Annotated in this window: 6 protein-coding genes; 2 read left to right on the top strand and 4 right to left on the bottom strand. The window is 46.8% G+C overall.

What is annotated here, in order from left to right; all coding sequences use genetic code 11:
* Positions 1–105: 105 nt before the first annotated feature.
* The 4 genes from Q0338_RS01200 to secA form a co-directional block, all read right to left on the bottom strand.
* On the bottom strand, positions 106–303 hold the full coding sequence (locus Q0338_RS01200) for a sodium:solute symporter (RefSeq protein WP_298085171.1): 198 nt from the start codon (positions 301–303) through the stop codon (positions 106–108).
* On the bottom strand, positions 282–755 hold the full coding sequence (locus Q0338_RS01195) for a hypothetical protein (protein WP_298085170.1): 474 nt from the start codon (positions 753–755) through the stop codon (positions 282–284). Before Q0338_RS01195 ends, Q0338_RS01200 begins: the two co-directional genes overlap by 22 nt.
* A 462-nt stretch (positions 756–1,217) precedes the next feature.
* A complete protein-coding gene (locus tag Q0338_RS01190; protein ID WP_298085169.1) occupies positions 1,218–2,414 on the bottom strand; it encodes an ABC transporter permease in 1,197 nt (398 codons plus the stop codon).
* A gap of 239 nt (positions 2,415–2,653) precedes the next feature.
* Positions 2,654–5,239: a preprotein translocase subunit SecA gene (gene secA / locus Q0338_RS01185; RefSeq protein ID WP_298085168.1), complete on the bottom strand. Its 2,586-nt coding sequence runs from the start codon at positions 5,237–5,239 to the stop codon at positions 2,654–2,656.
* An 89-nt stretch (positions 5,240–5,328) separates the two neighbouring features.
* Here secA and lolA point away from each other — a divergent pair, with 89 nt between their 5' ends.
* On the top strand, positions 5,329–5,841 hold the full coding sequence (gene lolA / locus Q0338_RS01180; protein WP_185898699.1) for a LolA-like outer membrane lipoprotein chaperone: 513 nt from the start codon (positions 5,329–5,331) through the stop codon (positions 5,839–5,841).
* Positions 5,842–6,440: 599 nt separating this feature from the next.
* The coding region (locus Q0338_RS01175) for a glycerol-3-phosphate acyltransferase (RefSeq protein WP_298085167.1) at positions 6,441–6,659 on the top strand (219 nt) is incomplete at its 3' end.

The raw sequence follows: 6,659 nt of genomic DNA, 5'->3' as shown, positions 1-6,659 counted from the left end.
TAAGTACTCGCAGAGCTCAAATTTTAGCCGGCTAAAAGCGTCCGTTTGCATTTAGCTCCTTTGCCCACGTAAATTTAGCGAGTAAAAACCACGACCTCGCCGCGCTCAAACGCGACCTGCCGCCCGGGCTAGATACAGCTCAAAATAGGGCTTTAAAAAGTCCTCTTGTGGCCTTTGCGCGTAGTTTGGATACTGCAAATACGCCGACAGAAGGTAGTCGCAGTCGATCGAATAGTACGCCTCGCTGAGCACCCATATCTTCGCATCGAGCTTAGGCGAATCTATAACCCACTCGCCCCGCATAAGGCGTCCGCAAGCCCACCTTCGTGATCTGCGAGATCAAAGCTCTCCTGCACGCGCGCGGATTTTATTTCGTCAAGCATTTTTAAAAGCTCGTCATTACCGAGAAACTCGGCAAAAATTTTTAAATTTCGAACGTGCGCTAAAGCTAGGCTCTTAAGTCCTTCGTCATCAAATTTCGGATCCTGCGGCGGGCAAAAATACCCGGGCGCCATGCCTTGATCGAATGTCTCTCGCGTTTGCTGCGCCGTGACTGCGTAGATCGGCATTATGCGCGCTTGCAGCTCGGTGCCGTTTTGCAGCGGCGCAAACACCGTTTCTACGCCGACGCCGTCGGGCATAAAGCACTGAAAAAGTCCGTAAAACTTATCCTGCAGATCGATCTCTTTGCAATCCAAATTTAGATCCAGCCCCGCAGCCTCGGCAATGCGGCGCGCGTACTCGGAATTCGTCATTTTTCTCCCCAAATTTGGATTAAATTTTGGCCATTATACCTTAAAGGGCCTCAAATTTTTGCTTGCAAATTAATATAATAACTTTCAAAATAGCAGCAAAATATGGCGTAAATTTAGCATAAGTGCCAACCTTAAGCATAGCTTTTCTAAATGACGTAAGTAAATTTAGCAACCGTTGCAGTATAAAAAATATAGGCAAACTTACGGCTACTACTTGGTTGCGGATACTTTGCACGATGTACAATTTCTAGTTTGGAGGGTAAATTTGACTCCGACGGCGGCTTAAATTTAAAAATTTACACGCACGAGAATAAAAATCAATAAGTATAAATCTTGAAAAGCTCGAACGCAAATAAATCCGCTTTTTATATAATTCAAAAAATAGACGAGCCAGCGCGGTCAAAACAGCAAATTTTTATTCGCTCAAATTTAACCCAAAAGCATTTCGGCTAAAATGCCGATTTATTCATTCCTAAGCGTCTCAAGTACGTTTATTTGCGCGGCTTTTTTAGCAGGGTAAAACGACGAAAACGCCACTATAACGACCGCTCCGACCAAAATCATAACAAGATCGAGCAAAGATAACTCCATAGGAAGCTTCGCGCTGCCGTAAACGTCGGCTGGCAAATTTACGATATCAAAGCTACCGAGTAGCCATACGCCAAAGAGCCCGAGCACGAGTCCAAACACTATCCCACCTCCACCTATCGTGGCTCCCAGCGCAAAAAAGCTCTTTTTGATCTCGGCCTTGCTAGCGCCCAGCGAGAGTAGTAACGCGATCTCCTGGCGGCGATTCATGACGGTCATGAGCAGCGAGCTTACGATATTTAGTGAGGCAACTAGGATGATGAGCATCAAAACGATGAAAAGCGCGCGTTTTTCGAGAGCCAAAGCAGAGAAAAAGTTACCGTTTTGCTGCCACCAGCCGATAGCTTTTTGCCCCAGACGTAGCTCGCGCGAGATCTTTTCGATGTCGGCGAACGGATCGTTTGAAAACACGTGTATACCGTCAAATTTGCCCTCATCGTACTCGAGTATCTTGCGTAGCGCCTCCACGCTCGTGTAGAGGTAGCTTTTATCGTAGGCCACAAGCCCCGAGCTAAACGAGCTCACGACTTCAAAGCGCTTCATTTTAGGCGTTAGAGCAAAGCCGCTCGGGTCGTTTTTGGTAAAAATGAGCGTGAGTTTGTCGTTTTCGTTTACCATCATCTCATTTTTGACGCCTTGTCCGACGAGCAAGCCGTATCCGTCTAGCTCGCGGTCACCAAGACCGGCTGCCACGACCGAGTTTATCTGCTTTTCGTCGGCTGAATTTACGCCAAAAAGCAGTCCGCCCTCGAAGCTATTTGCACCCTTGATGATAACTTGACTCATGATGTACGGGCTAAATTTGAGATTCGGAAACTTCTGCTTGAGCTCGCTAACGTCGCTCTCGTCGATGTTGCCGCGGATAGCGGAGAGGATCGTGATCGGGTAGTTCATAGTAAAAAGTTTGCGCTCAAACTCCTTGTCAAAGCCGTTCATGATCGCCATCGCAACGATGAGCACCATGAGCCCGACGCCCACACCTAGAAACGCTAGCAGCGCCGAAAGCATAATAAACGGCTGGGTTTTGTCAAACCGTAGATATTTAAAAAGTAGATATTTGGTTAGGCTCATTTGATTTTCCGTTGTTTAAATTTGGGCTTTGACTTGCTCGCTATTTTTGTTTCGCTTGATCTTATTTTAAATTTGCGCCAAGCGCATTAAATTTGTCTATCCGTGCAAATTTGACGTCAAATTTTAAAACCCGCTTGAAAAAGCTAAGCGTTTTAAATTTACGTTAAGATGCCTCGCCGCTTCAAAAAGGCGGCAAATTTAAATGCTAAATTTAGCAAGCCGCCGCCAAAACCCCAAAGCTAAATTTTATCCCAATCCTCCGCAAAAGCTCCTTTTTTAGGGCCGCTCTTGCCGTGGCAGTCTTTGTACTTTTTGCCGCTTCCGCACGGGCATGGGTCGTTTCGCGATACTTTTTTACCAGGCTTTTCTTCACTCTCAGGTGCACCGACAGTCTCGCTATCTTGAGCTTCTTGCGGCGCAGACTCACTAGGCCCGGAGAAGCTTAGGCGCACGGCCGTTAGTATCTTGATACTCTCAAATTTGATGCGACTAACGAGCTCCATAAAGAGGTTAAAGCTCTCTTTTTTATACTCGGTGAGCGGATCTTTTTGGTTGTAGCCGCGCAGTCCGATGCCGGTTTTTAGGATGTCCATCTGATATAGATGCTCGCGCCATGCGGTGTCTAGTACTTGCAGGCAAAGCACCTTTTCTAGGTATCTGCGCTGACCCTCGCCTATGATGCCCATTTTTTCTTCGTAGTCGGCTTCAAATTTAGCCGTTATCTTTTCGGCAAGCTCGGCATAGTCGAGATCTTTTAGATCATCTGGCTGCATGAACGCGCCGTTTGAGATTATCACGGAGCTTAGTTTTTCGAGATTGTATTCGCTCTTTGGCTCGCCTGCGTAAATTTCAGCCTGAGCTAGCAGATGCTCGACAAATTCGGCGCGATTTTGCTTGATCTTTTCGCCGACTTCGAAATTTGGATCAAGTAGCTCGTTTCTAAATTTATACACCGTTTTTCGCTGCTCGTTTGCGACGTCGTCGTACTCGAGGATATGCTTTCGCGCTTCAAAGTGCAGACTCTCGACCTTTTTTTGCGCATTTTCGACGGCTCTTGTGACCATTTTGGAGTCGATACTTTCGCCCTCCTCGATACCAAGACGCGTCATTATCGCCTTGATGCGGTCGCTGCCGAATATCCGAAGTAAGTTATCCTCAAGGCTTAGGTAAAAGCGGCTCACTCCCGGATCACCCTGACGCCCCGAGCGGCCTCGTAGCTGGTTGTCTATACGGCGGCTTTCGTGCCTTTCGGTGCCGATGATGTATAGGCCGCCTAGGTTTCGCACCTCGTCGTCGATGCGGATATCTACGCCGCGTCCGGCCATATTCGTCGCGATCGTAACCGCGCCGCGAGCGCCGGCTTGAGCGATGATCTCGGCTTCTTTTTCGTGATTTTTAGCGTTTAGCACGGAGTGCGGGATCTTTTCTTTTACGAGTAAGCTATGCAACTTTTCGCTCTTTTCGATCGAGGCGGTACCCACGAGTACGGGCTGACCGCGGTCGTGAGCCTTTTTGATCTCGTCTATCACGGCTTTAAATTTCTCATTTTCGGTTTTATATATGAGATCGTTGTTGTCTTTTCTGATTACCGGCACGTTTGTCGGGATCGATACGACGTCAAGCTTGTAAATTTGCGAAAACTCGGTCGCCTCCGTCTGCGCCGTACCCGTCATGCCCGATAGTTTTTTATAAAGCCTAAAGTAGTTTTGAAATGTAATATCGGCTAGAGTTTGGCTCTCCTCTTGGATCTTTACGCCCTCTTTGGCCTCGAGCGCTTGGTGCAAGCCCTCGCTAAATCTTCGTCCTTCGCTAAGACGCCCCGTAAATTCGTCGACGATGACGACTTGCCCGTCGCGAACGACGTAGTGAACGTCTTTTTCAAAGAGATTGTGCGCCTTTAGAGCTTGGTCTAGGTGGTGGCTCAAAATCGCGTTTTCCATGTCGTAGAGATTTGCCACGCCAAAGAGCTTTTCAGCCTTTGAGATGCCTTCTTCGGTGATCGCTATCGTGCGGTTTTTCTCATCGACGGTAAAGTCGCCGGTAGCCTTTTCTTGCGGAGTCGCAGGCGGTTCGCCGCGCTTCATCTGGCGCGCGACCTCGTTTGCTTTGATGTAACCATCTAGCGTGCGGTTTGTAGGGCCCGAGATGATGAGCGGCGTCCTGGCCTCGTCGATGAGGATACTATCGACCTCGTCCACGATGACGAAGTTATGCTCTCTTTGCACCTTATCTTTGAAATCCATTTTCATATTATCGCGCAGGTAGTCAAAGCCGAATTCGTTATTCGTGCCGTACGTGATGTCGCTATCGTATGCGGCTTTTCGCGCCGAGTCGTCGTATTCGCCGCCTAGTATCACGCCGACGCTAAGGCCTAGAAATTTATAAATTTCGCCCATTTGCGTCGCGTCGCGTTTGGCGAGGTAGTCGTTTACGGTCACGACGTGTACGCCCTTGCCGCTCATCGCGTTTAGCACGACGGGCAAGCTTGCCACGAGGGTTTTACCTTCGCCCGTTTTCATCTCGGCGATCTTGCCGTCGTTTAGCACCATGCCGCCGATTAGCTGAACGTCGAAATGGCGCATATTTAGCGTCCTTTTACCGACCTCGCGCACGATGGCAAACACGTCGTCTAGCAGTTCGTCCTGGCTCTTTTCGCCGTTTTGTACCTGCGCTTTAAATTCGTTAAATTTAGCCTTTAGCTCATCGTCGCTCATCGCTTGATATTTGCTTTCAAGCGAGTTTATGTAGGCGACTCGTTTGAAATATTTTTTTACTTCCCTGTCGTTTTTCGTGCCAAATACCTTCTGCATAAACGCCGTTATCATTTTTAGCCTTTTTAAATTTTGTTAAAGCTTGGATTTTAACATTTTATTATTTAAACTTAGCTAGAATTTCGCCCGATAAAGGAAAATATATGAAAAAAATTTTAGCATTTTTGCTCTTTTGCGCCTCGGCTTTCGCAGTTACGTTAAATTTCGTCACGCTTCAAAGCGACTTCGTGCAAACCATCACGAGCGAGAACGAAACGGTCGATTATTTCGGTAAATTTTACGCAAAAAGCAACAACCGCGCCTACTGGATCTACGAGCGCCCGACGCCTAAAAAAATCTACTTTGATAAAAACCGCGTCGTCGTGATCGAGGATGCCCTCGAGCAAGCGATTATCTCAAAATTTGAAAAGGCGCCCAATCTAATCGACGTCGTTAGAAACGCGGTTAAGATCACCGACACGCTCTACAAAGCCAAATACGACGGCGTAGAGTATCTAATCACCGTCAAAAACTACATCCCGACAAGGATCGACTACGAGGATAAGCTCGGCAACAAAATCAAAATCACGCTGAGCAACACAAAAAAGGATTTTAAGATAAGTGATGATTTGCTGACGCCGGTGATACCGTCGTATTATGACGTCATAAACCAATAAATTTTTAGTGAAAAGCGGCTTGTCTTTTTCCTTCATACTTCGTTGGATTTAAATTTTACTCGGTCACTACCGACGAGGTAGCTCCCGTCGTAAAATTTAAATCCGCCTCGTCTAAACGCAAAAATACTTCGCCTTATCCTTTTATATTCAAATTTGGACTCAAATTTTACCCACCGAGACCCTCATCCTGAAAATGCAAATTTAATTTTGTGGCGCAATAGCGTCAAATTTAAATCTGCGCATAGCGCAGCAACTTATAACGTGCAGTGGGGTTGGAGAGGGTTTGGGAGAGGAAGGGGAGACGCTTCGTAAGTAGAGCCCCTTCCTCCCCCAAAGAAAAGAGAAAGGCGGATATAAAAGGGAGCTCTTTTGCTTCGGCTTTGCCTCGCAACTGCAAAGCAGAGCGTAATTTAAGCCCCTTCTATCTTAACAAGAAAGATTAAATTTGAAATTTGACAAAACCAAATTTAGTACCTTAAAGGTGCAGGTCTCGGTGCGTCAAATTTACAAATTTACCGCCCTTCAAAACGACCGATTTATCAAAAAATCAGCCGAATTTAATTAATATTGCGAAATCGAAACAAAAATCAGGATAAAAAATGAACGAAAATTTGATAGCTTACGCCGCGGCGTATCTGCTAGGCGGTATCCCATCTGGCGTGATTTTGGCTTATATCTTCGGCGGAGTGAACATCAGAAGAGAAGGCAGCGGCAGTATCGGCGCAACCAATGTTTTGCGCGTGCTAAAGCAAAAAGACCCCAAACTTGCTAAAAAAATCGCGATTTTGACCGTCGTTTGCGACGTTTTAAAGGGCGTT

The sequence above is a fragment of the uncultured Campylobacter sp. genome (assembly GCF_938018145.1).
GTDB lineage: Bacteria > Campylobacterota > Campylobacteria > Campylobacterales > Campylobacteraceae > Campylobacter_A.
This window is presented reverse-complemented; position numbering and strand designations above follow the sequence as displayed.